Genomic DNA, 23,890 nt, shown 5'->3' with positions numbered 1-23,890 from the left:
AACCATTCAGCCGCGCGCGGCGGCGATCTTGATCAGTTTGGCGTAGTAGAAGCCATCATGCCCGCCTTCCTGCGCAAGCAATTGGCGACCGTGCGGTTGCTTGATGCCGGCCGTGGTCGCGAGGTCCAGTTCCCGTGCGCCGCTGGTGCGGGCGAGGAAGGCTTCGATAACCTCGGTATTCTCGGTGGGCAAGGTGGAGCAGGTGGCGTAAAGCAGAATGCCGCCGACTTCCAGGGTGGGCCACAGCGCGTCGAGCAGTTCGCCTTGCAACACGGCCAGCGCGGCGATGTCGTCGGGTTGGCGCGTCAGCTTGATATCCGGGTGGCGGCGGATCACGCCGGTGGCCGAACAGGGCGCATCCAGCAGGATGCGCTGGAACGGTTTGCCGTCCCACCAGGTGGCGGTGTCGCGGCCGTCGGCGGCGATCAATTCGGCGCTCAAACCCAGGCGTGCGAGGTTTTCCCGTACGCGCACCAGACGCTTGGCTTCCAGGTCGACCGCTACCACACCGCCCAGGTCCTTTTCGACTTCCAGGATGTGACAGGTCTTGCCGCCAGGCGCGCAGCAGGCGTCCAAGACGCGTTGGCCGGGTGCCAGGTCGAGCAGGTCGGCGGCCAGTTGTGCGGCTTCGTCCTGCACGCTGATCCAGCCCTCGGCAAAGCCCGGCAGGCTGCGCACGTCTGTGGCAGCCTGGAGCACGATACCGTCGATGCTGTACACGCACGGCGCGGCGTCGATGCGCGCTTCGCTGAGCAATTGCAGGTAGGCGTCGCGGCTGTGATGCCGGCGGTTGACCCGCAGGATCATCGGCGGATGGGCATTGTTCGCCGCGCAAATGGCTTCCCATTGCTGCGGCCAGAACGCCTTCAGGGATTTTTGCAGCCAGCGCGGATGCGCGGTGCGCACCACCGGGTCATGTTCCAGCTCGGCCAGCAGCCCTTCGCTTTCGCGCTGGGCGCGGCGCAACACGGCATTGAGCAAGGCCTTGGCCCAGGGTTTTTTCAGTTTGTCGGCGCAACCCACCGTCTCACCGATGGCGGCATGGGCCGGTACGCGGGTGTAGAGCAGTTGATAGAGACCGACCAGCAGCAGCGCTTCAACATCGGCATCGGCTGCCTTGAACGGTTTTTGCAGCAACTTGGCCGCCAACGCCGACAACCTTGGCTGCCAACGCGCCGTGCCAAACGCCAGGTCCTGAGTGAAACCGCGATCACGGTCTTCGACCTTGTCCAACTGCACAGGCAGTGAACTGTTCAGCGAAGCCTTGCCGTTGAGCACGGCGGCGAGCGCCTTGGCGGCGGCCAGACGTGGGTTCATTGAGCGCTCACCCCAAGGATCGTGCCCGGAGCGAATTGCTCCCGGCGGCTGTTGAACAGGTCGCTGAAATTCAGCGCCTTGCCACCGGGCAGTTGCAGACGTGTCAGGCACAACGCCTGTTCACCGCAGGCGACCAGCAGGCCGTCCTTGCTGGCGCCGATGATTTCTCCGGGCGCGCCTTCACCGTCGGCCAGGGTGGCAGCCAGCACTTTCAAGGCTTCGCCGTTGAGCGTGCTGTGGCAGACAGGCCATGGGTTGAACGCACGCACCAGGCGCTCAAGCTCCACGGCCGGGCGGCTCCAGTCAATGCGGGCTTCGTCTTTGTTCAGTTTGTGCGCGTAGGTGGCCAGGCTGTCGTCCTGCACATCGCCTTCCAGGGTGCCCGCAGCAAGCCCGGCGATGGCCTGGATGACGGCGGGCGGGCCCATTTCAGCCAGACGGTCGTGCAGGCTGCCGCCGGTGTCCTCGGCGGTGATCGGCGTGGTGACTTTGAGCAGCATCGGGCCGGTGTCCAGCCCTGCTTCCATGCGCATGACCGTCACGCCGCTTTCGCTGTCGCCTGCTTGCACGGCGCGCTGGATCGGCGCCGCTCCGCGCCAGCGTGGCAGCAACGAAGCGTGGCTGTTGATGCAGCCCAGGCGTGGGATATCGAGTACGGCCTGAGGCAGGATCAAGCCGTAGGCGACGACCACCAGCAGGTCCGGCTTGAGCGCGGCCAGTTCCGCCTGGGCATCCGCATTGCGCAGGGTCGGTGGTTGCAGCACGGCGATACTGTGCTCGAGCGCCAGTTGCTTGACCGGGCTGGGCATCAGTTTTTGCCCGCGCCCGGCCGGGCGATCCGGCTGGGTGTACACCGCGACGATTTCATAGGGGCTGGCAAGCAGCGCCTTGAGGTGTTCGGCGGCAAATTCGGGTGTACCGGCAAAAACAATGCGCAGTGGCTCGGTCATCGGAGTTCTCGGTTAAAAGCAGTCACAAAAGAAAAAGGCTTGCCGCAGCAAGCCTTTGGAAGGAGGGCATCAAGCTTGCTGGCGATGCTTTTTTTCCAGCTTCTTCTTGATCCGGTCACGTTTGAGCGTGGACAGGTAATCGACAAACAGCTTGCCGTTGAGGTGGTCGCACTCGTGCTGGATGCACACCGCCAACAGGCCTTCGGCAATCAACTCGAACGGCTTGCCGTCACGGTCCAGGGCCTTGATCTTCACGCGCAATGGGCGTTCGACGTTCTCGTAGAACTCCGGCACCGACAGGCAACCTTCCTGGTATTCGCCCATCTCGTCGGTCAGCGCTTCGAACTCGGGGTTGATGTACACCCGGGGTTCGCTGCGATCTTCGGACAGGTCCATGACCACGACGCGCAGATGCACGTTGACCTGGGTCGCGGCGAGGCCGATGCCCGGAGCTTCATACATTGTTTCAAACATGTCATCGACCAACTGACGAACCTTGTCGTCCACTACGGCCACCGGCTTGGCGATCGTGCGCAGGCGCGAGTCGGGAAATTCGAGGATGTTCAAAATAGCCATAAGCGTAATTGCTGCACATGTGAGGTAGAGGCAAATCGGCGGTGGGATGGACCCAGGCAGCCGGTGTGAAACGTTCGAAAGCCGCGAAGGCTATGGCGTTTCACGCGAACGCACATAATAAAGGAGATTGACCCCATGAGGAAATCGCTACTCGTCTTGCTGCTATGGGCCCCGCTGGCCATGGCGCTGATTCCACAGCCCGGCCAGCGCCTGGACCCTGTCACGCAAAAGGCGATACAGAGCTTCTTGCTGCACAATCGTCTGCTCGATTCCCCCAAGGACCTGGACAACGCACCCTACATCGTCGCCGCCGAGGCCGGACGCGTGCTGGGCGCCAATGGCGAGCGCGTCTACGCCAGGGGCAGTCTGGACCCGACCCAGCCGAATTACGGGATCTTCCGTCGAGGCAGGGTCTATACCGATCCCGACACCCGGGAACTGCTTGGAATCAATGCCGACGACATCGGCACCGCGCGTTTTTTGCTGACCGATGATCTCACCACCCTGGCCGTGCAAAGGGTTACCCAGGAAGTGCGTCCAGGCGACCGTTTGCTTCGCGCCGAACCTGGCGTCAGCCTGGCCGATCTGAAAACGGCTGCCCATGCACCCTTCGTTGAGGGTCACATCATCGATATCCCCAAGGGCGTCACGCAAATCGGCGTGCTGGATGCGGTGACCTTGAACAAGGGGCGCCGGGACGGCGTAGTCGAAGGCCAATTGCTCACGGTGATCAGGGCTGGCGCCTCGGTACGCGATGCGCTTACAGGTGCCCCGACGCGACTCCCGGATGTGCGTGCTGGCACCCTGCTGGTATTTCGCACCTATGAAAAACTCAGCTACGCCCTGGTTCTCAGCGCGTCCCGACCGTTGGCGGTCATGGATCGTTTCGAGACTGACGATCAATCGCAATAAATAGCCTGCTAAATAAGTTACCAACAGAGTTATCCACAGCTTGTTCCGATCAAGGATGATCAGATGTTTCCGATAAACAGCACTCAGATTTCCCCGGCAGAGCTGGAAGCCCGGCTACGCTTGCACAGGTTGCCGGAACTGGGCCCCAGGCGTTTTCACCGGTTGATCGAGGCGTTCGGCTCTGCGTCCAAAGCCATCAGTGCACCTGCCAGTGCCTGGCGTGCGCTCGGGTTGCCGGCGGTCAGTGCCGATGCCCGGCGCAGTCCGGATATTCGCGATGGGGCCAGTGCGGCATTGGCCTGGCTGGCCCGTCCGGGCCAGCATTTACTGATGTGGGACCAGCCCGATTACCCTGCGCTGCTAGGCCAGATTGAGGGTGCTCCGCCGCTGTTATTCGTTGCTGGCGACCCCACGCTGCTGGAAAAACCGCAATTGGCCGTGGTCGGCAGTCGTCGCGCCTCCCGCCCCGGCATGGACACCGCCGCCGCCTTTTCCCGCAGCCTGGCAAGCGCCGGTTTCGTCATCACCAGCGGCCTTGCGTTGGGTATCGATGGTGCGGCCCATCAGGCGGCATTGGACGTGGGCGGTCATACCATCGGTGTACTCGGCACCGGCCTGGAAAAACTTTATCCACAGCGCCACAAGACGCTCGCCGCCACCATGATCGCCCAGGGCAGCGCCGTGGTTTCCGAGTTTCCACTGGACGCGCCACCCCAGGCCGGTAACTTTCCACGGCGCAATCGTATTATCAGCGGTTTGTCCCTGGGCGTTTTGGTGGTGGAAGCCAGCATCGCCAGCGGTTCGCTTATTACCGCACGGCTGGCGGCGGAACAAGGGCGCGAGGTGTACGCCATTCCGGGTTCCATCCATCACCCCGCGGCCAAGGGCTGTCATCAGTTGATCCGCGATGGCGCGGTGCTGGTGGAAACCATCGAGCATATTCTTGAAGGCTTGCGCGGTTGGCAGGCATTGTCACGCCCGGCCCCGGTGCCGGTTGTGCATCCACTGGTGGCCCTGTTGCATGCGGCCCCGCATACCAGCGAAGCCCTGGCGCTTTCCAGTGGACGGCCGCTGGCCCAGGTGCTGGCGAGCCTTACCGAGCTGGAACTCGAAGGCCAGGTGATCTGTGAAAGTGGGCGCTGGCTTGCGCGTGGCGAGCGGTTGTAGCTGGGTTTTGCAACGAAGATCGGTAAACTGCCCAGAGCTTTAGTTCGGAGAGTAAACAATGGTCAACAGGTGGCGTGTGCTGGAAGCCGCACGAGAAATTCGCGCTGGTGCGGTGATTGCCTATCCGACCGAAGCGGTCTGGGGCCTGGGCTGCGACCCGTGGAATGAAGCAGCGGTGGACCGTTTGCTGGCGATCAAGAATCGCTCAGTGGATAAGGGCCTGATCCTGGTGGCCGATAATATTCGCCAGTTCGACTTCCTGTTCGAAGACTTTCCCGACACTTGGATCGAGCGCATGGCCAGCACCTGGCCTGGGCCGAATACCTGGCTGGTGCCCCATCAGGACTTGCTGCCGGAATGGGTCACGGGTGTGCATGACACCGTGGCGCTGCGGGTCAGTGACCATCCGCTGGTACGGGATTTGTGCGCCCAGGTCGGGCCGTTGATTTCCACGTCGGCCAACCCCCAGGGCCGTCCGGCCGCGCGTACGCGGATTCGGGTGGAGCAGTATTTCCGGGGGCAGGTGGACCTTGTGTTGGGCGGCGCCCTGGGGGGGCGCAAGAACCCGAGCCTGATCCGTGACCTGGCGACGGGGGATGTGGTGCGGCCTTCCTGAGACCGAGTCGCGCCTATCGGGGGCAAGCCCCCTCCCACATTTGATTGGTGTTCGTCGTGACACCTCGGTCAAGGGTGGGAGGGGGCTTGCCCCCGATGACTTGCTTAAGGCAGCAGAATGGTCGAGCCGGTCGTGCGCCGCGCCGACAGCTCGGTCTGCGCTTTGGCCGCATCCGCCAGTGCATAGCGCTGGTTGATATCAATGCGCACCTTGCCGCTCTTGATCATCGAGAACAGGTCATCGGCCATCGCCTGCAAATCCTTCGCGTTGCTCGCGTAGGTCGCCAGCGTCGGCCGGGTGACATACAGCGACCCCTTCGCCGACAGAATCCCCAGGTTCACCCCATCCACCGCGCCCGACGCATTCCCGAAACTCACCACCAAGCCACGCGGTGCCACGCTGTCCAGCGACGTCAGCCAAGTGTCCTTGCCAACGCCGTCATACACCACCGGCACCTTTTTACCGTCAGTCAGTTCCAGCACGCGCTGTGCGACATCTTCCTTGCTGTAATCAATGGTCTCCCAGGCGCCGAGGGATTTGGCCAGGGCGGCTTTCTCCGGTGAGCTCACCGTGCCGATCAACTTGACGCCCAGCGCCTTGGCCCATTGGCAAGCCAGGGAGCCCACACCGCCTGCGGCGGCGTGGAACAGAATGGTTTCGCCGCCCTTCAACTCATAGGTCTGGCGTAAGAGGTACTGCACGGTCAGGCCCTTGAGCATGGCACCGGCGGCCTGTTCGAAGCTGATCTCGTCCGGCAGATGCACCAGATTGGCGGCGGGCAACACGTGCAGTTGGCTGTAGGCGCCGAGCGGGCCGCTGCCATAGGCCACGCGGTCGCCGACCTTGAATTGGCTGACTTCACTGCCCACGGCATCGACCACACCGGCGCCTTCGGCCCCCAGTCCCGAGGGCAACGACGGTGGCGCGTAGAGGCCGCTGCGAAAATAAGTGTCGATGAAGTTCAGGCCAATGGCTTCGTTGCGCACCCGAACCTGCTGTGGGCCTGGCTCCGCTGGTGTGTAGTCCACATACTCGAGCACGTCGGGGCCGCCGTGGGCGCTGAACTGGATACGTTTGGCCATCTACCTTCTCCTTGGGTCGAATAAACGAAGGCTCCTATCGGACTCCTAAGCTTGATCTTCGTCAACTGCGACGACACGGGGTGGGGTGGTATCCTGTGCGCCCATTTGCCGCCGACGCCCAATGGCCTCGCGTAGCTTTGCCCGATTCAAGGTGATGCCATGACTACTCGCACCGAGGCTGTAAAAGCCTACCTGCTCGACCTGCAAGACCGCATTTGCAGCGCCCTGGAAACCTTCGAAACGGACACGCGCTTTATCGAAGACGCCTGGACCCGGCCTGCGGGTGGTGGCGGTCGCACCCGTGTGATTGAGAACGGGTCGGTCATCGAAAAAGGCGGCGTCAATTTTTCCCACGTGTTTGGCAGCGGCTTGCCACCGTCCGCCAGTGCGCATCGCCCTGAACTGGCCGGGCGCGGCTTCGAGGCGCTGGGCGTGTCGCTGGTGATCCATCCCCACAACCCGCACGTGCCGACTTCCCACGCCAATGTGCGCTTTTTCATTGCCGAAAAAGAAGGCGAAGAGCCGGTGTGGTGGTTTGGCGGCGGCTTTGACCTGACGCCCTATTACGGCAACGACGAAGACTGCATCCACTGGCATCGCGTGGCCGAGCAGGCCTGTGCGCCGTTCGGTGCGGACGTTTACCCGCGTTATAAAGCCTGGTGCGACACCTATTTCCATATCAAGCACCGCAACGAGCCGCGTGGCATCGGCGGCCTGTTTTTCGATGACTTGAACGAATGGGGCTTCGACACCTGCTTTGCCTTCATCCGCGCCATCGGTGATGCCTACATCGACGCCTACCTGCCGATCATGCAGCGCCGCAAGGCGATGGCTTACACCGAACAGCAGCGCCAGTTCCAGGAGTTCCGCCGGGGCCGCTACGTTGAGTTCAACCTCGTCTATGACCGTGGCACCCTGTTCGGCCTGCAGTCGGGCGGGCGTACCGAGTCGATCCTGATGTCGCTGCCGCCGCAGGTGCGCTGGAGCTACGACTGGAAAGCCGAAGCCGGCAGCGAAGAAGCGCGCCTTACCGACTATTTTCTGCAAGACCGCGACTGGCTCGGCCTGGCTGCGCCCAAGGTGGTGGTGTGATGGATCGCTATGTCGTCTTCGGCAACCCCATCGGCCACAGCAAATCACCGTTGATTCACCGCCTGTTCGCCGAGCAGACCGGCGAGCAGATGGACTACAGCACGTTGCTCGCGCCGCTGGAGGATTTCATCGGCTGCGCCCGTGAGTTCTTTCAACATGGCCGTGGGGCGAATGTCACCGTGCCGTTCAAGGAAGACGCTTTCCGGCTGGCCGACACGCTCACCGAACGCGCCCAACGCGCCGGCGCGGTGAATACCCTGAGCAAGCTGGCCGATGGCACGTTGATCGGTGACAACACTGACGGCGCAGGCCTGGTGCGCGACCTCAAGGTCAACGCCGGGCTGGACCTGCAAGGCAAGCGCATCCTGTTGCTGGGCGCCGGTGGCGCGGTACGCGGCGTGTTGGAACCGTTGCTGGCCGAGAAGCCCGCCTCGCTGATCATTGCCAACCGCACCGTGGAAAAAGCCGAAGGGCTGGCCGAGCTGTTCGACGACCTGGGGCCGGTGTCCGCCAGTGGTTTCGATTGGCTGCGTGAGCCGGTGGACGTGATTATCAACGCCACGTCCGCCAGCTTGTCAGGCGACGTACCGCCGATTGCGGGCAGTTTGATCGAACCGGGCAAGACGTTCTGCTACGACATGATGTACGCCAAGGAGCCGACCGCCTTCTGTCGCTGGGCCGATGAGCAAGGTGCAGCGGTAGCGATGGATGGCCTGGGCATGCTGGTTGAACAGGCGGCGCAGGCCTTCTTCCTGTGGCGCGGCGTTCGCCCGGAGTCGGCGCCGGTACTGGCCGAGCTGCGCCGCCAGTTGGCCTGACATACATCCAACTGTGGGAGGGGGCTTGCCTCCTCCCACAGTTTTGACCGTATTCAGTCCTCGAAATGGATGGGGCACCTGTCTGGCCCCTCCAGCTTTTTCAACTCATCCACCACCTGCGGCCGAGCCCCGCGCAATCTCAGGCTACGCCCCAACCCCGCCAACCGCCGCGCTTCCTGGTGCAGCATCTCCACCCCGGAATAGTCGATAAAGTTGATCTGCTGGGCCTCAATCACCACCCGCTCGCCCTGCAAACGTTGCAGGCGCACCTGCAGGTAGTGGCTGGCGCCAAAAAAGATCGAGCCACCCACGCGCAAGACATCCTCGTCGCCGTCGCGCCATTGCTGCACCCGGGGTTGCGAGGTGCGCTTGAGGTAGAAAAACAGCGACGCGAGTACCCCGGCATAAATCGCCGTTTGCAGTTCCAGAAGCAAGGTAGCGACACACGTCAGCACCATCACCACGAATTCGGCGCGGCTCACGCGCAACAGCGCCCGAACGCCTCGGTGGTCCACCAGCCCCCAGCAGATCAACAGGATACTTGCCGCCATGCTCGGGATCGGGATGTGGGCGATCAACCCTGCGCCATACAGCGCGAACAGCGCCACCCAGAGTGCGGAAAACACGCCGGCCAATGGCGAGCGGGCACCCGCCTCATAACTGAGGCCGGAACGGGTGAAGGAGCCTGCCGACAAATACCCGGAGAAAAACCCGCCGACGATATTGGATAAACCCTGGGCGCGAACTTCCTGATTCGCATCGAGCAGTTGCTGCGAACGGGCCGACAATGAACGGGCAATCGACAGGCTGGTCACCAGTCCCAGCATGCCCACCGCCACCGCGCTCGGCAGCAGGCGCAGGATCGTATCCAGGTCCATTGGCAACGGGCGCAAGGGTGGCAGCTTGCCGATGAACGAACTGACCAGCGCCACATGCCCGAACAGCGCCGGCCACAGCCACGTGGCCAGGCTGCCCAGGGCCAGGGCGATCAACAGGCTCGGCCAGCGTGGCATCAGGTATTTGAGCAACGCGCCCACCAGCAAGGTACTCATGCCCAGGGCAAGCGAGGCGTGATCCCACTCGCCGGCATGCTCGAGCAGCGCCAGCAGGCTGTTGATCGCGGTGGCCTGGCTCGGCAGGTCCAGCCCCAGCAGGTTGGGCAACTGCCCGAGGGCGATGACCACTGCGGCACCCAAGGTGAAACCAAGCACCACGGAATGGGAGACGAAATTCACCAGCGCGCCGAAGCGCAGCAGACCCAGCAACCACTGGAACACGCCGGCCAGGACGGTCAGCAGCAGGATCAAGGTGATGTAATCCTGGGAACCCGGCACCGCCAGCGGGCTGATGCTGGCGTAGAGCACAATGGAAATTGCCGCTGTAGGACCGCAGATCAGGTGCCAGGACGAGCCCCACAGGCAAGCGATCAACACTGGAATAATGGCCGCGTACAGGCCGTACTCCGGTGGGAGCCCGGCAATCAGCGCGTAGGCAATCGATTGTGGCAGCGCGAGTACGGCGCCGCTGAGGCCGACGATGGCATCCCGGCCGACGCTGCCGCAGGTTTGGCGCGGGAGCCAATCGAGGAAAGGGAACAGGGTGTGGCGGTTGGGCCGGGGCATCGCAGGCTCGGATTCAAAGGTTGGGCTCAGGGTATCAGCACATGCTGATCCTTGTGGGAGGGGGCTTGCTCCCTCCCGCATTTGGATCGTGGTGTGTCTTAGAGGTTGGCTTTTACCGCTGCCAACGCATCCCTGCCATCAACGGTTTTCACGCCATCGAGCCATTTGTCCAATACCGCCGGATTGGCCTTGATCCACGCCTTGGCTGCTTCGGCATTGCTGACCTTATTGTTGGCCACGTCAGCCATGATGCTGTTCTCCATCTCCTGGGTGAAACTCAGGTTGGTCAGCAGTTTGCCCACATTCGGACAGGCTTGCGCATAGCCCTTGCGGGTCAGGGTATAGACGCTGCCGGTGCTGCCAAAATACTGCTCGCCGCCTTTGAGGTAGTGCATTTTCAGCTGCACGTTCATGGGGTGCGGCGTCCAGCCGAGGAAGGTGACGAAGCGCTGTTTCTTCACCGCTCGCGAGACTTCGGCGAGCATCGCCTGTTCACTCGACTCCACCAGCTTCCACTGGCCGAGATCAAAGTCATTCTTCTTGATGATCTCCTGCAGCGAGATATTCGCCGGCGCGCCGGAGCCGATGCCGTAGATCTTCTTGCCGAACTGGTCGGCGAATTTATTCAGATCGGCAAAATCATGCACACCCGCGTCCCACACGTAGTCCGGTACGGCAAGGGTGAACTCGGTGCCGTCGAGGTTCTTCGCCAGCTGTACGACATCGCCATTGGCCACGAACTTGTCATAGAAGCCCTGCTGCGCCGGCATCCAGTTGCCCAGGAACACGTCAACCTGACCATCCTTGAGCCCGCCAAAGGTAATCGGCACGGCGAGGGTGTCGACCTTGGGCTTGTAGCCCATGCCGGTCAGCAGAAAACCGGTGATGGCGTTGGTCGCCGCAATGTCGCTCCAGCCGGGATCGGCCATTTTTACCGTTTCACAGCTGGGGTCCGCGTATGCATTGGCGCTGCTCAACGCCAGCATGCCCAGCACTACCGTTAACTTTTGCATGGCCTTCCCTCTGTATTTACTGGTTTTGGCAGGGTTGTGGATAACGTGCCTTGCGCTCCAGGTCGTCGAGGTCGATATGGTTGCGCATGTACTGCTGACTGGCGTCCACCAGTGGCTGGTGATCCCAGCTCTTGAGCTTGCCCTGGGACAGTGCCTGGAATACCAGGCGACGGCGGCGTTGGCTGGCGAGCACCTGTTGGTGGATCGCCGGGATGTCCCATTTGGCCCGCGCCTCAGCCAAAAAAGCCTCGAACAGTGGCCGGTGTTCAGGTGACTGACCGAGGTTCTCCCGCTCGTGCGGGTCGTTGTGTACATCGAACAGTAGACAAGGGTCGTCTTCGCTGTAGATGAATTTGTAGGCGCCCCGGCGAATCATCATCAGCGGGCTGATGGTGCCTTCGGCCATGTATTCGCCAAACACTTCGTCGTGCCCGCCCTCGCCTTGCAGGTGCGCCAGCAACGAACGGCCATCCAGGGGCAGGCGCGGGTCCAGCTCGCCGCCGGCCAACTCTACCAGGGTGGGCAACAGGTCGGCGGTCGAGACGGCCTGGCACACACGGTGCGCCGCAAATTGCCCCGGCGCACTGACCAACAGCGGCACGCGGGCGGCCATTTCGAACCAGTGCATTTTGTACCAGAGGCCGCGTTCGCCCAGCATGTCGCCGTGATCGCCGGAGAAGATGATGATGGTGTCATCGGCCAGCCCGGTGTCTTCCAGGGTTTGCAGCAGCTTGCCAACATTGCTGTCGATGTAGCTGCACGCGCCAAAATAGGCACGGCGTGCATCGCGGATCTTATCCACAGGCAGCGGTTTATCCCACAGGTCGTAGACCTTGAGCAAACGCTGGGAGTGCGGGTCGAGATCGCCCTGTGCCGGTGTTTCAGGCAGTGGGATGTCGTTGTCGTCGTACAGGTCCCAGAACGGTTTGGGAATGGTGTAGGGGTCATGGGGATGGGTCATCGACACGGTCAGGCAGAACGGCTGCGCGCCGTCCGCGCGGACATGATCGAACAGGTATTGCTGGGCCTTGAACACCACTTCTTCGTCGAAATCCAGCTGGTTGGTGCGCACACATGGCCCGGCTTGCAGCACCGAGGCCATGTTGTGATACCAGGTGGGGCGTACATCCGGTTCGTCCCAGTTCACCGCCCAACCATAGTCGGCCGGGTAGATGTCGCTGGTCAGGCGCTCCTCATAGCCGTGCAACTGGTCGGGACCGCAGAAATGCATCTTGCCCGACAGCGCCGTGCGGTAGCCGAGGCGACGCAGGTAGTGGGCGTAGGTGGGCACATCAGCGGGGAAATCTGCCGCGTTGTCATAGGCGCCAATCTTGCTCGGCAGCTGGCCGCTGACCAACGTAAAGCGCGAAGGCGCGCACAGCGGACTGTTGCAGTAGGCCGCGTCGAAGACCACGCCCTGCTCGGCGAGGCGGCTCAGGTTCGGCAGCTTGATCGGGGAAGGTCCGTAGAACGGCAGCAGCGGCGCGGCCATTTGATCGGCCATGATGAAAAGAATGTTCTTGCGCTTCATGGTTTCTCGGCATTCCATAGGCGGTGTTTATGCCAATGAGCATGCGGTCCATGAAAAACGTGGTAAAGCCCATGAAGAACAATGCCTAGGATAAGCACAGCTTATGTATGAAGCGCTGGGTGACCTCTCACTCGACCTGCTGCGCGCGTTCGAAGCGGCTGCGCGGCGGCGCAGTTTCACCGCCGCCGCGATGGAACTGGGTACCACCCAACCGGCCATCAGCCAGCAGATCAAACGGCTTGAAGAGCAGTTGGCGATCCGCTTGTTCGATCGCATCTACCGTGGCATCGAATTGACCGACGCCGGCGCCCTGCTGTTCGAACACGTGCAGGCCGGCCTGCAAACCATCCACCTGGGCCTGGGCACCGTCACCCAGCAGGACCAGCACGAAGTGCTGCAAGTGGCCACTGACTTCGCCTTTGCCGCCTACTGGCTGATGCCGCGCCTGCATCGCTTCCACCAGGACAACCCGCAGGTTGACGTGAGCCTGGTGACCAGCGAGCGCAACCACGCCAGCCTGCGCAGCGACATCGACGTGGCCGTGCTGTTTGGCGATGGACGCTTCAAGCAAGGCGACAGCCTTTGGTTGTTCAACGAGGAAGTGTTCCCGGTGTGCAGCCCGCAGTGGCTCAACAACCAGGCCACTGCGCTGACCGTACAGACCCTGCCGGACTACCCCCTGCTGCACCTGCGTCAGGAAAACAATCGTCAATGGTTCGATTGGGCCGGTGTGTTTCGCGAGCTGGGGATCAGTGCCGCGCCCACTCCTGGCCAGTTGCGTTTCGACAATTACACGCTGCTGATTCAGGCGGCTATTGCCGGCCAGGGCGTCGCGATCGGCTGGCGCCACCTGGTGGATAACCTGCTGGAGCAGAACTGGCTGTGCAGGCCGATCAGCGACACGGTGGTCTCGCGCTTGGGCTATTACGTGGTGCAGCCCCAGCGCAAGCGTCGCGGGCAGTTGGTCGAACGGTTTGTCGATTGGCTGATGGCAGAGCAGGCCAGCAGTGCGCAGTCATTGACCGGGCTGGCCCTGCCGTCGATTGCGGTCTAGGATCGGCGCACAGTGGATCCGGAGTCCGTCATGCAACGTATCAAGGGCTACCACGCCCATATCTACTTCGACGCCAACACCCTCGACCAGGCACGCACCTTGTGTGAAGACGCGGCAGCGCTGTTCCCGCTGCGCATGGGGCGTGTGCATGAGCGTCCGGTGGGCCCGCACCCGGACTGGAGCTGCCAGTTGGCATTCGAGCCGGAATACATTGGCGTGGTACTGCCGTGGCTGGCGCTGCATCGCGACGGCCTGGTGGTGTTCCTGCACCCCGAGACTGGCGATGACCTGAAGGATCACACCGATTACGCGATCTGGATGGGTGCGATGCGCGAGCTGGATTTGTCGATTTTTTAACCTGTCCAGGCGGCTGCAATGCTCATTCTCCCAAGAATGCGTAGGATTTCTTGCGGCATTCTCCCAATATATGGGACTGATATTTATATATTGAGATATTACAAAGCTTAGGTTTATATTCGCCCATCTGCTTTTTTCAGCACCCACTCATTTCAGGTGAAGCGATGCAGGCGCAATTGATCGCGCTCGATTGGGGAACCAGCTCCCTTCGTGCTTACAAACTAGGCCCCGCCGGCGTGGTGCTGGAGCAACGCTCACTGGCGTCGGGCATCATGCATTTGCCCAACGAACCGCGTGACATTGCGGGCGTGCGCTGCAGCAATGGTTTCGAGCTGGCCTTCGACACCGCGTGTGGGGACTGGCTCGACGCCCAGCCCGAACTGCCGGTGATTGCCTGCGGCATGGTCGGCAGCGCACAGGGGTGGAGCGAAGCGGCTTATCGCAACACCCCGGTGGATGTGGCCAGCCTGGGCCAGGCGCTGCATAAGGTGCGCAGCGTGCGTGGCGTTGATGTGCATATTGTGCCGGGCGTGATCGAACAGGTCGGCCTGCCCAATGTGATGCGCGGCGAAGAAACCCAGGTGCTCGGTGTGCTGCACGGGCTTGCGAGCGAAGTGCTGATCGGCCTGCCGGGCAGCCATTCCAAATGGGTCGAGGTGGTCGAGGGATGTATCACTCACTTCGACACGTTCATGACCGGTGAGCTGTTCGCCGTATTGAGCCAGCACAGCATCCTGGGACGTACCCAGAAATCATCGGAACATTTCCAGACCGAGGCGTTTGATCGCGGCGTGCATGTGGCGCTTTCGGCGGACGGCCAGCGCGGCGTGCTCTCGACCCTGTTCAGTGCCCGCACCCTCGGCCTGACCGCCCAACTGACGCCTGAGCAGCAGCCCGACTACCTGTCCGGCCTGCTGATCGGTCATGAACTCGCCGGTTTACCCGACAGCGCAAAACCCAAGCCGATCGTCCTGGTCGGTGCCGCCCCCCTCTGCGCCCGCTATCAACGTGCCCTCGCGCTTTGCGGCTTCGCCGACGTCAGCCTGGCGCAGGCAGCCAGCGAGCGCGGTTTGTGGCAACTGGCCGTGGCGGCCGGGCTCACTCAACCTGTAACGGAGGCCTGACATGCTTAAAAGAGCACTTGCACAAAACGGTCTGATCGCGATCCTGCGCGGTGTGCGCCCGGACGAAGCCGAAGCCGTCGGCCAGGCGCTGTACCAGGCCGGTTTTCGCGTCATCGAAGTGCCGCTTAACTCGCCGGACCCCTACACCAGCATCCGCACCCTGCGCGACAGCCTGCCCGCCGATTGCCTGATTGGTGCCGGGACGGTGCTGACGCCCGAGCAGGTCGAGCAGGTCAAGGCCGCCGGCGGCCAGGTGATCGTGATGCCCCACAGCGATGCCAAGGTATTGCGGGCGGCGAAAGCAGCCGGCTTGTATCTGTCGCCGGGCGTCGCCACGCCGACCGAAGCCTTTGCCGCACTGGCCGAAGGTGCCGATGTATTGAAGTTGTTTCCGGCCGAGCAAATGGGCCCGGCGGTCATCAAGGCGTGGCTTGCGGTATTGCCGGCGGGCACGTTGCTGCTGCCGGTGGGCGGTATTACGCCGGACAACATGCAAGTGTTCACCGACGCCGGTGCCAAGGGCTTCGGGCTGGGGTCCGGGTTGTTCAAGCCGGGTATGACCGTAGAGCAGGTTGCGAGCCGCGCCCAGGCTTATGTCGCGGCCTGGAAAGCCCTGAGCTGATTTCAAGTTCCGCGCCTGCTGGCGCTGCATCTATAAGAGAGACAACAGATGAAAATCACCAAACTGACGACCTTCATCGTCCCGCCGCGCTGGTGCTTCCTCAAAGTCGAAACCGACCAGGGCGTCACCGGCTGGGGTGAGCCCGTGGTTGAAGGTCGCGCCCACACCGTGGCCGCTGCCGTCGAAGAATTGTCCGACTACCTGATCGGTAAAGACCCACGCAATATCGAAGACATCTGGACTGTGCTCTATCGCGGCGGTTTCTACCGCGGTGGCGCTGTGCACATGAGCGCCCTCGCCGGTATCGACCAGGCGTTGTGGGACATCAAGGGCAAGGCCCTGGGCGTGTCCGTCAGCGACCTGCTGGGCGGCCAGGTGCGTGACAAGATCCGCGTGTATTCATGGATTGGTGGCGACCGCCCCGCCGACACCGCCCGCGCCGCCAAAGAGGCCGTGGCCCGTGGCTTCACTGCGGTGAAAATGAACGGCACCGAAGAACTGCAGTTTGTCGACAGCTTCGAAAAGGTCGACCTGGCCCTGGCCAACGTCGCTGCCGTGCGTGATGCGGTCGGCCCTAACGTCGGCATTGGCGTCGATTTTCATGGTCGCGTGCACAAGCCCATGGCCAAGGTGCTGATGAAAGAGCTGGACCCGTACAAGCTGATGTTCATCGAAGAACCGGTGCTCAGCGAAAACTACGAGGCCCTCAAGGAACTGGCACCGCTGACCAGCACCCCGATTGCCCTGGGCGAGCGGTTGTTCTCGCGTTGGGATTTCAAGCGAGTGCTCAGTGAAGGTTATGTCGACATCATTCAGCCGGATGCGTCCCACGCCGGCGGCATCACCGAAACCCGCAAGATCGCCAACATGGCCGAAGCCTATGACGTGGCCCTGGCCCTGCACTGCCCGCTCGGCCCGATTGCCCTGGCGGCCTGCCTTCAATTGGATGCGGTGTGCTACAACGCGTTTATCCAGGAACAAAGCCTGGGCATTCACTACAACGAGAGCAACGACCTGCTCGACTACGTGCGCGACCCGGGCGTGTTCGATTATGACCAGGGCTTCGTGAAAATCCCCAACGGGCCGGGCCTGGGCATCGAGATCAACGAGGAATACGTGGTCGAGCGCGCGGCCATCGGCCATCGCTGGCGCAACCCGATCTGGCGCCATGCCGACGGCAGTTTCGCCGAGTGGTGATGTTGACTGGCTAAAATGTGGTCAAAAATGTGGGAGGGGGCTTGCCCCCGATGGCGGTGGAACAGCCAGTACATCAGTGGATGACACACCGAAATCGGGGGCAAGCCCCCTCCCACATTTGATCCAGTTTCTTCAGTCAGCTCAGCTTTTCAGACCTCAATAAACACAAGAAGAGGCACCTCCCCATGCACCCTGAACCCCTCACCGGACAGGCTTCTTTAGTCACGCCCAGCCGAAAGCGCTTCTTCATCATGGTGCTGCTGTTCATCACCGTGGTGATCAACTACCTCGACCGCAGCAACCTGTCGATTGCCGCTCCCGCGCTGACCAGCGAGCTGGGCATCGACCCGGTCCATGTCGGGCTGATTTTCTCGGCGTTCGGCTGGACCTACGCCGCGATGCAGATCCCTGGCGGCTGGTTGGTCGACCGTGTGCCCCCGCGCATTCTCTACACCGTCGCCCTGCTGTTGTGGTCCATCGCCACCGTCATGCTTGGCTTTGCCGCAAGCTTCATCGCATTGTTCGTGTTGCGCATGGCTGTCGGCGCCCTGGAAGCCCCGGCTTATCCGATCAACAGCCGGGTCGTGACCACCTGGTTTCCCGAGCGTGAGCGCGCCACGGCGATTGGCGTCTACACCTCCGGGCAGTTCGTCGGGCTGGCGTTTCTCACCCCCGTGCTGGCCTGGCTGCAGCACGCGTTCGGCTGGCACATGGTCTTCGTCGCCACCGGTGGCGTCGGCATTTTATGGGCGCTGATCTGGTACGCGGTGTACCGCGAGCCCAAGGATTTCAAAGGCGCCAACGCGGCGGAAATCCAGCTGATCCGTGACGGCGGTGGCCTGGTGGATATGCAGGCACACACGGCCAAGGCGCCGTTCAGCTGGGTTGACCTGGGCATTGTGCTGAGCAAGCGCAAGTTATGGGGCATCTACCTGGGGCAGTTCTGCCTGAATTCCACCCTGTGGTTTTTCCTGACCTGGTTCCCGACCTACCTGGTGAAGTATCGCGGCATGGATTTCATCAAGTCCGGTCTGCTCGCCTCACTGCCGTTTCTGGCGGCGTTCGTCGGTGTCCTGTGCTCCGGGATTTTTTCCGACTGGCTGATCCGCCGGGGCGCGTCGGTGGGCTTTGCGCGCAAGTTGCCGATCATTGGCGGGCTGCTGATTTCCACCGCGATCATCGGCGCCAACTACGTGGACTCCACCGCCTGGGTGATTGCGTTCCTGGCGGTGGCGTTTTTCGGCAATGGCCTGGCATCGATCACCTGGTCGCTGGTGTCCACGCTGGCGCCTGCGCGCTTGCTGGGGCTGACCGGTGGCGTGTTCAACTTCATCGGCAACTTGTCAGCCATTGCCACGCCGATCGTGATTGGTTTTCTCGCCAGCGGTGATTCGTTTGCGCCGGCGATTACCTATATCGCAGTGCTGGCGTTGCTTGGCGCGCTTTCCTACGTGTTGCTGGTGGGCAAGGTCGAGCGCATTGAGCTGTGAAATCAGGCGACCGTAAGGTCGCCTTTTTTTATTTGTCTACGGCACGGACATCTCGTTACGGAACACATTGTGCGGGTCCCAATGCCGCTTGGTGCGGCGCAGGCGACTTTCTATCGGCGTCTCGGGGCAGAAAATCTTGTACCAAAAGGGGTTTTTAGGGTTGGCCGGATCACCGCCGACGTGGGTCATGTCGAGGTCCGGATAGTTGATATAGCAGCCCTCGAACTGGTCATTGATCGGTACTCCCTGGTCATTGACGAACGCTTGGAAAAACAGTCCCTGAATCCATCGGGCGTGGGCCTGATCCGCCGCCTCGCTGGCATCGTGCCAATAACATTGGGGCTGCCACTTCAGATAGGAGGAGCGTTGCGAAACCGACGACTCCTTGCGCACCGCCGGTGAGGGCTCATTGATGCGCCCGCCAAACGACTGGATTTGTATCAGGCTCTGGGTCAAGTGTTCCTCGGGGGCGTCCAGGTGCAGCGTGTCCCAGATCGCCTGGAGCACCTGAGGGGTGAATTCACCCTTCTGATAGGCCGACTTGTAGCGCCCTCGCAGATTGTCCCCTGAACCATTCAAGGTTTGCTGGCACACCAGCCAATCCAGGCGCCGCGTGGCCGCTAATGCGTCTGGCAATGCACTGATGGTGCGTCCGCTGGCGCCGCCGCTTGGCATATGCACAACGTAAAACGGCACCAGGCATTCCGTCGCGGGCAGGCCAATGGCCGCGAGCATTTTTGCGACGAAATCCACGAAGGGCGCCTGGTCCTCCAGCCCTCCGTCCCGATCAACGTAGTGGATGCCCAGGGTCACATTACCGGTGTGCAGATGGCGCATCTCCAGTTTGGTGGCCAGCCCCCAGGTGTCGGGATTGCGTTGGTTAACGGCGAACCAGTTTTGATAGGCGATAAGCAGGTTGTCGAGCCTGGACTTATCGGTCAGCAGCGACCAATCCCATTCCAGCACCAGCCATAGCACTTCCTTCGGCGCCTCGGGCAGTGCCTTGAAGTAGTAGCTGGTGATGATGCCGAATTGACCACCGCCTGCGCCGCAGCACGCCGCGAAGAGGTCGAGCTCGTCAGGGTCTGTGCTGTCTCGCGAGACATGCACAGGTGTCAGGCCGGTTCCCTGTGCATTGGGCACCAACATATCCACACCGTGCAGCCAATCGCACACCAGGCCATGCTTGCGTGACAACAACCCATAGCCGCCCCCGCAGATATGCCCGCCCAGCCCGACCGAATAGCATGAGCCCCCCGGCAGTGTTTTATTGGCCAGCTTGTACAACCTGACGTAGGCGTCCCAGTTCTGCGCACCCGCCTCCAGGCGAAAACCGTAGCGCTCGGGCCGCGCCGGCACCAGCTGGGAAGCGATTTGCCCATCGGCAGCGTAGACCACTTGGTTCAGAGGGCTGATATCCAGGATCGATAACACCTCGTCGCCGTTGCCGGGCATCTTGTTGGAGACGAAACCTTCGTAACAGTGACCACCGCTTCGAACCGTGATACGCCCATCGGTGACGGCCAGCGCCTCGGCGGCGGCGTCGACGATGTCCTGGGGACTGTGGCAGAGGTAGATGCGATTGGCGCCATTGGGCGACGACTCGCCCTGCTGGTTGCCCAATGGCCAGCGCAGGTTGAAGCCTTTTTGCAAGGTGGAATGACGGGGGTCTGAAGACGTGATGAGATCAAATGCCATGATGTACTCCTTAAGAGCCAAAGATGACTTCTGATGCAGCTAACTTAACAACCGAGAGGCAAGAACTGCGGGGGGCTTGCGGAGGCGGTTAGACGACAAGACGCATGAAGTGCTTGTGGGATGACTGCATGTCACCCCACAAGCCTAGCGCAAGAATCCAGACAGGCGCGCTTACCGACGAGCGTTACGCACGCCTTCCGATAGCGCTGCGCAATGGCTCAATACACCATCGATCGCTTGCTGGTCGCTGCCGGCGCTGGCGATGTGATCGATCAGCGCAGACCCCACCACCACCCCGTCCGCCAGGCGCGCAATGGCCGCCGCTTGCTCCGGCGTACGGATGCCGAAGCCGATGCTGATCGGCAGGTCGGTGTGGCGACGCAGGCGATTCACGGCTTCTTCAACGTGCTCCAGGGTGGCCGCGCCGGCACCGGTCACACCCGCCACCGACACGTAGTACACAAAGCCGGAGCTGCCGTTGAGCACCGTCGGCAGGCGTACGTCGTCGGTGGTCGGCGTGGTCAGGCGGATAAAGTCGATACCCGCCGCCTGGGCCGGATCGCACAGTTCGCCGTTATGTTCAGGCGGCATGTCCACCACGATCAGGCCGTCTACGCCAGCTGCCTTGGCATCGGTGATGAATTGCGGCACACCGTACTTGTGGATCGGGTTGAAGTAGCCCATCAACACCAGCGGCGTGTCGTTGTTGTCTTTGCGGAACTCGCGAACCATCTGCAGGGTTTTCGCCAGGTTCTGCTTGGCCTCCAGCGCACGGATGTTGGCCAATTGGATGGCCGGGCCATCGGCCATCGGGTCGGTGAAGGGCATGCCCAGCTCGATCACGTCGGCTCCGGCAGCGGGCAGGCCCTTGAGGATCGCCAGCGAGGCGTCATAACCCGGGTCGCCGGCGGTGACGAAGGTCACCAGGGCGGCGCGGTTCTGCTCTTTGAGTTGCGCGAAGCGCGTTTGCAGGCGGCTCATCAATGTTTCTCCTGCTGGGACTGTTCCATATGGTGCATGACGGTCTGCATGTCTTTGTCGCCCCGGCCGGACAGGTTGATCACCATCAGGTGGTCCTTGGGCAGGGTCGGTGCGCGTTTGAAGACTTCAGCCAGGGCGTGTGCGCTTTCCAGTGCTGGAATGATCCCTTCCAGGCGGCAGCATTTGTGGAAGGCGTCGAGGGCTTCATCGTCGGTCACCGAGGTGTACTGGACGCGGCCGATGTCGTGCAACCAGGCGTGTTCAGGGCCGATGCCGGGGTAGTCCAGGCCTGCGGAGATCGAGTGCGCGTCGATGATCTGGCCGTCATCGTCCTGCAGCAGGAAGGTGCGGTTGCCGTGCAATACACCGGGTACCCCGCCATTGAGGCTGGCGGCATGCTTGCCGGTTTCGATGCCATGGCCGGCTGCTTCAACGCCGATGATCTCGACGCTGGTGTCATCCAGGAATGGGTGGAACAAGCCCATCGCATTGGAGCCGCCGCCGATGCACGCCACCAGGCTGTCCGGCAGGCGGCCTTCCTGGGCTTGCAATTGGTCGCGGGTTTCCTTGCCGATCACGGCCTGGAAATCGCGCACCATGGCCGGGTACGGGTGCGGGCCGGCCACGGTGCCGATCAGGTAGAAGGTGCTGTCGACATTGGTGACCCAGTCACGCAGGGCTTCGTTCATTGCGTCTTTCAGGGTACCGGTGCCGGCGACCACCGGGATCACTTCAGCGCCCAGCAGCTTCATGCGAAACACGTTGGCCTGTTGGCGTTCGATGTCGGTGGTGCCCATGTAGATCACGCATTGCAGGCCAAAGCGCGCGGCGACGGTGGCAGTGGCCACGCCGTGCATGCCGGCGCCGGTCTCGGCGATGATGCGCTTCTTGCCCATGCGTCGAGCCAGCAGGATCTGGCCGATGCAATTGTTGATCTTGTGCGCCCCGGTATGGTTCAGCTCTTCGCGCTTGAGGTAGATCTTGGCGCCGCCGCAGAACTCGGTCAGGCGTTCAGCGAAGTACAGCGGGCTTGGGCGTCCGACGTAATCGCGCTGGAAGTAGGCCAATTCTTCGTTGAACGCCGGATCGATCTTGGCTGCTTCGTATTCACGGGCCAGTTCGAGGATCAACGGCATCAGGGTTTCAGCGACGTAGCGGCCGCCGAACGCGCCAAACAGGCCGTTGACGTCAGGGCCGTTGCGCAGGTCGGTCTGGGACTGAGTCATGGGACGCTCCAGGAATGAAGGGGTGTGGAAAACAATGAGGACCACTCTACCCCTGCCGCTGCGGGCTGAAAACCGATAAGATCGCCGCAACCTGTCAGGAAAACTCACATATGAGTCGAGATCTTCCGCCGCTCAATGCGCTGCGCGCGTTTGAGGCCACCGCCCGTCTCAGCAGCGTCAGCCAAGCTGCGGAGCAATTGCATGTCACCCATGGCGCAGTCAGTCGCCAGTTGAAAGTGCTGGAAGAACACTTGGGGGTCAGCCTGTTCGTCAAAGACGGGCGCGGCCTTAAACTCACAGATGCGGGGGCAAGGTTGCGCGACGCCAGCGCCGAGGCGTTCGAGCGTCTGCGCGATGTGTGTGCCGAACTCACCCAGCGCAGCGCCGACGCACCGTTTGTACTGGGATGCTCGGGCAGCCTGCTGGCCCGCTGGTTGATCCCGCGTCTGGGGCGCTTGAATGCCGACTTGCCGGACTTGCGTCTGCACCTGTCGGCGGGTGACGGCGATCTCGACCCCAGGCGCCCCGGCCTTGATGCCTTGCTGGTATTCGCCGAGCCACCGTGGCCGGCGGATATGCAGGTGTATGAGCTGGCCAGCGAGCGCATCGGCGCGGTCATGAGTCCACGATTCGCCGGTTACGAGCGCCTGCGCCAGGCACCCGCCCAGGCCTTGCGTGGCGAGCCTCTGTTACACACCACATCGCGCCCGCAGGCCTGGCCCAGCTGGGCGCAGCAACACGGGATCGAGCCCGGCGCGCTGAAATTCGGCCAGGGTTTTGAACATTTGTATTATTTGCTGGAGGCGGCCGTGGCGGGCCTGGGCGTGGCGATTGCGCCTCAACCGCTGGTGGCAGAGGACCTGCGAGCGGGTCGGCTGGTAGCGCCGTGGGGCTTCAGTGAAACTCCGGCGCACCTGGCGTTGTGGCTACCCAAGCGCGCCGCAGATGGGCGCGCCGGGCAATTGGCGCAGTGGCTAAAGGCTGAGCTGGCGCGCCAAATCGTTTAGTCGCCGCGTTTGCACAGCAGGTAAGCCGCCAGCAGACCCAGTGCACCGACAGCGACGCCGGCTGTGGTCCATGGGTGCTCTTGTGCGTAGTCGCGAGTGGCAACGCCGGTTTCGCGGATTTTGACTTTGCTTTCTTCGTAGGCATCGCTGATCAGGTGGCGAGAGTGCTTGAGGGCATTCTCGGCATTGCTTTTGAGGGCCTTCAGCGTTTTGCGCGACTCATCGGATGCGTCGTCCTTGAGGCTCTCGAGGGATTTGAGCAGGCTCGAAATCTCGGCTTCCATGCTTTCCAGCGACGCTTTGCGTAAAGAAGTGTTGGCCATGTGGACATCTCCTGAAGTGATTGAGTGGCGTGTGTAGATACCGACTGCGGCCGTTTCAGAAAGTGCATTAAATCTGAACTTTCGTAGCCAAGCGGTCGCCTCAAGCAGTACGAAT

Annotated in this window: 23 protein-coding genes; 12 read left to right on the top strand and 11 right to left on the bottom strand. The window is 62.1% G+C overall.

Translation table 11 applies throughout. From position 1 onward, the window contains the following. Positions 1-6: 6 nt before the first annotated feature. From rsmB to def, 3 genes are all read right to left on the bottom strand, one after another. Positions 7-1,317 carry a 16S rRNA (cytosine(967)-C(5))-methyltransferase RsmB gene (gene rsmB, locus PspCFBP13528_RS00500; protein WP_137199464.1) on the bottom strand — a complete coding sequence of 437 codons (1,311 nt, stop codon included), beginning with the start codon at positions 1,315-1,317 and terminating at the stop codon, positions 7-9. Continuing rightward, a complete protein-coding gene (fmt, locus tag PspCFBP13528_RS00495) occupies positions 1,314-2,267 on the bottom strand; it encodes a methionyl-tRNA formyltransferase (RefSeq protein ID WP_137199463.1) in 954 nt (317 codons plus the stop codon). The genes rsmB and fmt overlap by 4 nt, the downstream gene beginning before the upstream one ends. 69 nt (positions 2,268-2,336) lie before the next feature. Further along, a complete protein-coding gene (gene def, locus PspCFBP13528_RS00490) occupies positions 2,337-2,843 on the bottom strand; it encodes a peptide deformylase (protein ID WP_065953352.1) in 507 nt (168 codons plus the stop codon). A gap of 135 nt (positions 2,844-2,978) precedes the next feature. Here def and PspCFBP13528_RS00485 point away from each other — a divergent pair, with 135 nt between their 5' ends. The 3 genes from PspCFBP13528_RS00485 to PspCFBP13528_RS00475 all read left to right on the top strand — a co-directional run bounded on the left by PspCFBP13528_RS00485 (position 2,979) and on the right by PspCFBP13528_RS00475 (position 5,538). After that, the gene (locus PspCFBP13528_RS00485; protein WP_065953353.1) at positions 2,979-3,755 is read left to right on the top strand and encodes a peptidoglycan-binding protein; all 777 of its coding nucleotides are present in this window, start codon (positions 2,979-2,981) and stop codon (positions 3,753-3,755) included. 63 nt (positions 3,756-3,818) lie between these two features. After that, entirely contained in the window at positions 3,819-4,922 is a 1,104-nt protein-coding gene (gene dprA, locus PspCFBP13528_RS00480; RefSeq protein WP_137199462.1) for a DNA-processing protein DprA, read from the top strand. A gap of 58 nt (positions 4,923-4,980) precedes the next feature. Continuing rightward, positions 4,981-5,538 (top strand): L-threonylcarbamoyladenylate synthase, encoded by a 558-nt coding sequence (locus PspCFBP13528_RS00475; RefSeq protein WP_065886727.1) that lies wholly within the window; start codon positions 4,981-4,983, stop codon positions 5,536-5,538. Between the two features lie 104 nt (positions 5,539-5,642). Here the strand turns inward: PspCFBP13528_RS00475 and PspCFBP13528_RS00470 are convergent, their stop codons facing one another. Next, positions 5,643-6,620 carry a quinone oxidoreductase gene (locus tag PspCFBP13528_RS00470; protein ID WP_101218819.1) on the bottom strand — a complete coding sequence of 326 codons (978 nt, stop codon included), beginning with the start codon at positions 6,618-6,620 and terminating at the stop codon, positions 5,643-5,645. A gap of 159 nt (positions 6,621-6,779) precedes the next feature. Between PspCFBP13528_RS00470 and hemF the strand changes: the two genes are divergently transcribed. Together hemF and aroE are read left to right on the top strand one after the other, a co-directional pair. Then, on the top strand, positions 6,780-7,712 hold the full coding sequence (gene hemF / locus PspCFBP13528_RS00465; protein WP_065953356.1) for an oxygen-dependent coproporphyrinogen oxidase: 933 nt from the start codon (positions 6,780-6,782) through the stop codon (positions 7,710-7,712). After that, complete coding sequence (gene aroE / locus PspCFBP13528_RS00460; protein WP_101218821.1) at positions 7,712-8,530, top strand: shikimate dehydrogenase; 819 nt, start codon at positions 7,712-7,714, stop codon at positions 8,528-8,530. The genes hemF and aroE overlap by 1 nt, the downstream gene beginning before the upstream one ends. Before the next feature lie 53 nt (positions 8,531-8,583). Here the strand turns inward: aroE and PspCFBP13528_RS00455 are convergent, their stop codons facing one another. The 3 genes from PspCFBP13528_RS00455 to betC form a co-directional block, all read right to left on the bottom strand. Then, on the bottom strand, positions 8,584-10,152 hold the full coding sequence (locus tag PspCFBP13528_RS00455; protein ID WP_137199461.1) for a SulP family inorganic anion transporter: 1,569 nt from the start codon (positions 10,150-10,152) through the stop codon (positions 8,584-8,586). Positions 10,153-10,250: 98 nt separating this feature from the next. Continuing rightward, the gene (choX, locus tag PspCFBP13528_RS00450; RefSeq protein ID WP_137199460.1) at positions 10,251-11,165 is read right to left on the bottom strand and encodes a choline ABC transporter substrate-binding protein; all 915 of its coding nucleotides are present in this window, start codon (positions 11,163-11,165) and stop codon (positions 10,251-10,253) included. A 16-nt stretch (positions 11,166-11,181) separates the two neighbouring features. Then, positions 11,182-12,696: a choline-sulfatase gene (betC, locus tag PspCFBP13528_RS00445; RefSeq protein WP_065953360.1), complete on the bottom strand. Its 1,515-nt coding sequence runs from the start codon at positions 12,694-12,696 to the stop codon at positions 11,182-11,184. A gap of 103 nt (positions 12,697-12,799) precedes the next feature. Here betC and PspCFBP13528_RS00440 point away from each other — a divergent pair, with 103 nt between their 5' ends. The 6 genes from PspCFBP13528_RS00440 (at position 12,800) to PspCFBP13528_RS00415 (ending at position 18,540) form a co-directional block, all read left to right on the top strand. Beyond that, a complete protein-coding gene (locus PspCFBP13528_RS00440; protein WP_101218825.1) occupies positions 12,800-13,750 on the top strand; it encodes a LysR family transcriptional regulator in 951 nt (316 codons plus the stop codon). Between the two features lie 30 nt (positions 13,751-13,780). After that, positions 13,781-14,107, top strand: a complete 327-nt coding sequence (locus PspCFBP13528_RS00435; RefSeq protein WP_137199459.1) for a DOPA 4,5-dioxygenase family protein — start codon at positions 13,781-13,783, stop codon at positions 14,105-14,107. A 164-nt stretch (positions 14,108-14,271) separates the two neighbouring features. Continuing rightward, complete coding sequence (locus PspCFBP13528_RS00430) at positions 14,272-15,231, top strand: 2-dehydro-3-deoxygalactonokinase (RefSeq protein WP_101218827.1); 960 nt, start codon at positions 14,272-14,274, stop codon at positions 15,229-15,231. Between the two features lies 1 nt (position 15,232). Next, positions 15,233-15,853, top strand: a complete 621-nt coding sequence (locus PspCFBP13528_RS00425) for a 2-dehydro-3-deoxy-6-phosphogalactonate aldolase (protein WP_065953364.1) — start codon at positions 15,233-15,235, stop codon at positions 15,851-15,853. A gap of 48 nt (positions 15,854-15,901) precedes the next feature. Next, entirely contained in the window at positions 15,902-17,050 is a 1,149-nt protein-coding gene (dgoD, locus tag PspCFBP13528_RS00420; RefSeq protein WP_003187297.1) for a galactonate dehydratase, read from the top strand. 185 nt (positions 17,051-17,235) lie between these two features. Beyond that, entirely contained in the window at positions 17,236-18,540 is a 1,305-nt protein-coding gene (locus PspCFBP13528_RS00415) for an MFS transporter (RefSeq protein ID WP_065953365.1), read from the top strand. Positions 18,541-18,576: 36 nt separating this feature from the next. Here the strand turns inward: PspCFBP13528_RS00415 and PspCFBP13528_RS00410 are convergent, their stop codons facing one another. The 3 genes from PspCFBP13528_RS00410 to trpB form a co-directional block, all read right to left on the bottom strand. Continuing rightward, a complete protein-coding gene (locus PspCFBP13528_RS00410) occupies positions 18,577-20,238 on the bottom strand; it encodes a BBE domain-containing protein (protein WP_137199458.1) in 1,662 nt (553 codons plus the stop codon). Between the two features lie 171 nt (positions 20,239-20,409). After that, positions 20,410-21,219 carry a tryptophan synthase subunit alpha gene (trpA, locus tag PspCFBP13528_RS00405; protein ID WP_065953367.1) on the bottom strand — a complete coding sequence of 270 codons (810 nt, stop codon included), beginning with the start codon at positions 21,217-21,219 and terminating at the stop codon, positions 20,410-20,412. Then, on the bottom strand, positions 21,219-22,445 hold the full coding sequence (gene trpB, locus PspCFBP13528_RS00400; RefSeq protein ID WP_065953368.1) for a tryptophan synthase subunit beta: 1,227 nt from the start codon (positions 22,443-22,445) through the stop codon (positions 21,219-21,221). Before trpB ends, trpA begins: the two co-directional genes overlap by 1 nt. 110 nt (positions 22,446-22,555) lie before the next feature. Between trpB and PspCFBP13528_RS00395 the strand changes: the two genes are divergently transcribed. After that, on the top strand, positions 22,556-23,452 hold the full coding sequence (locus PspCFBP13528_RS00395) for a LysR family transcriptional regulator (RefSeq protein ID WP_065953369.1): 897 nt from the start codon (positions 22,556-22,558) through the stop codon (positions 23,450-23,452). Here the strand turns inward: PspCFBP13528_RS00395 and PspCFBP13528_RS00390 are convergent. Then, on the bottom strand, positions 23,449-23,775 hold the full coding sequence (locus PspCFBP13528_RS00390) for a DUF883 family protein (protein ID WP_003170746.1): 327 nt from the start codon (positions 23,773-23,775) through the stop codon (positions 23,449-23,451). The two genes, PspCFBP13528_RS00395 and PspCFBP13528_RS00390, sit on opposite strands and share 4 nt — an antisense overlap. Between the last annotated feature and the right edge of the window lie 115 nt (positions 23,776-23,890).

This window comes from Pseudomonas sp. CFBP13528, from assembly GCF_005233615.1.
Lineage (GTDB): Bacteria > Pseudomonadota > Gammaproteobacteria > Pseudomonadales > Pseudomonadaceae > Aquipseudomonas > Aquipseudomonas fluorescens_AM.
This window is presented reverse-complemented; position numbering and strand designations above follow the sequence as displayed.

Excerpts from the sequence above, each read along its gene's own strand:
- rsmB (WP_137199464.1), bottom strand. The coding sequence starts at position 1,317 with ATGAACCCACGTCTGGCCGCCGCCAAGGCGCTCGCCGCCGTGCTCAAC.
- fmt (WP_137199463.1), bottom strand. The coding sequence starts at position 2,267 with ATGACCGAGCCACTGCGCATTGTTTTTGCCGGTACACCCGAATTTGCC.
- def (WP_065953352.1), bottom strand. The coding sequence starts at position 2,843 with ATGGCTATTTTGAACATCCTCGAATTTCCCGACTCGCGCCTGCGCACG.
- PspCFBP13528_RS00485 (WP_065953353.1), top strand. The coding sequence starts at position 2,979 with ATGAGGAAATCGCTACTCGTCTTGCTGCTATGGGCCCCGCTGGCCATG.
- dprA (WP_137199462.1), top strand. The coding sequence starts at position 3,819 with ATGTTTCCGATAAACAGCACTCAGATTTCCCCGGCAGAGCTGGAAGCC.
- PspCFBP13528_RS00475 (WP_065886727.1), top strand. The coding sequence starts at position 4,981 with ATGGTCAACAGGTGGCGTGTGCTGGAAGCCGCACGAGAAATTCGCGCT.
- PspCFBP13528_RS00470 (WP_101218819.1), bottom strand. The coding sequence starts at position 6,620 with ATGGCCAAACGTATCCAGTTCAGCGCCCACGGCGGCCCCGACGTGCTC.
- hemF (WP_065953356.1), top strand. The coding sequence starts at position 6,780 with ATGACTACTCGCACCGAGGCTGTAAAAGCCTACCTGCTCGACCTGCAA.
- aroE (WP_101218821.1), top strand. The coding sequence starts at position 7,712 with ATGGATCGCTATGTCGTCTTCGGCAACCCCATCGGCCACAGCAAATCA.
- PspCFBP13528_RS00455 (WP_137199461.1), bottom strand. The coding sequence starts at position 10,152 with ATGCCCCGGCCCAACCGCCACACCCTGTTCCCTTTCCTCGATTGGCTC.
- choX (WP_137199460.1), bottom strand. The coding sequence starts at position 11,165 with ATGCAAAAGTTAACGGTAGTGCTGGGCATGCTGGCGTTGAGCAGCGCC.
- betC (WP_065953360.1), bottom strand. The coding sequence starts at position 12,696 with ATGAAGCGCAAGAACATTCTTTTCATCATGGCCGATCAAATGGCCGCG.
- PspCFBP13528_RS00440 (WP_101218825.1), top strand. The coding sequence starts at position 12,800 with ATGTATGAAGCGCTGGGTGACCTCTCACTCGACCTGCTGCGCGCGTTC.
- PspCFBP13528_RS00435 (WP_137199459.1), top strand. The coding sequence starts at position 13,781 with ATGCAACGTATCAAGGGCTACCACGCCCATATCTACTTCGACGCCAAC.
- PspCFBP13528_RS00430 (WP_101218827.1), top strand. The coding sequence starts at position 14,272 with ATGCAGGCGCAATTGATCGCGCTCGATTGGGGAACCAGCTCCCTTCGT.
- PspCFBP13528_RS00425 (WP_065953364.1), top strand. The coding sequence starts at position 15,233 with ATGCTTAAAAGAGCACTTGCACAAAACGGTCTGATCGCGATCCTGCGC.
- dgoD (WP_003187297.1), top strand. The coding sequence starts at position 15,902 with ATGAAAATCACCAAACTGACGACCTTCATCGTCCCGCCGCGCTGGTGC.
- PspCFBP13528_RS00415 (WP_065953365.1), top strand. The coding sequence starts at position 17,236 with ATGCACCCTGAACCCCTCACCGGACAGGCTTCTTTAGTCACGCCCAGC.
- PspCFBP13528_RS00410 (WP_137199458.1), bottom strand. The coding sequence starts at position 20,238 with ATGGCATTTGATCTCATCACGTCTTCAGACCCCCGTCATTCCACCTTG.
- trpA (WP_065953367.1), bottom strand. The coding sequence starts at position 21,219 with ATGAGCCGCCTGCAAACGCGCTTCGCGCAACTCAAAGAGCAGAACCGC.
- trpB (WP_065953368.1), bottom strand. The coding sequence starts at position 22,445 with ATGACTCAGTCCCAGACCGACCTGCGCAACGGCCCTGACGTCAACGGC.
- PspCFBP13528_RS00395 (WP_065953369.1), top strand. The coding sequence starts at position 22,556 with ATGAGTCGAGATCTTCCGCCGCTCAATGCGCTGCGCGCGTTTGAGGCC.
- PspCFBP13528_RS00390 (WP_003170746.1), bottom strand. The coding sequence starts at position 23,775 with ATGGCCAACACTTCTTTACGCAAAGCGTCGCTGGAAAGCATGGAAGCC.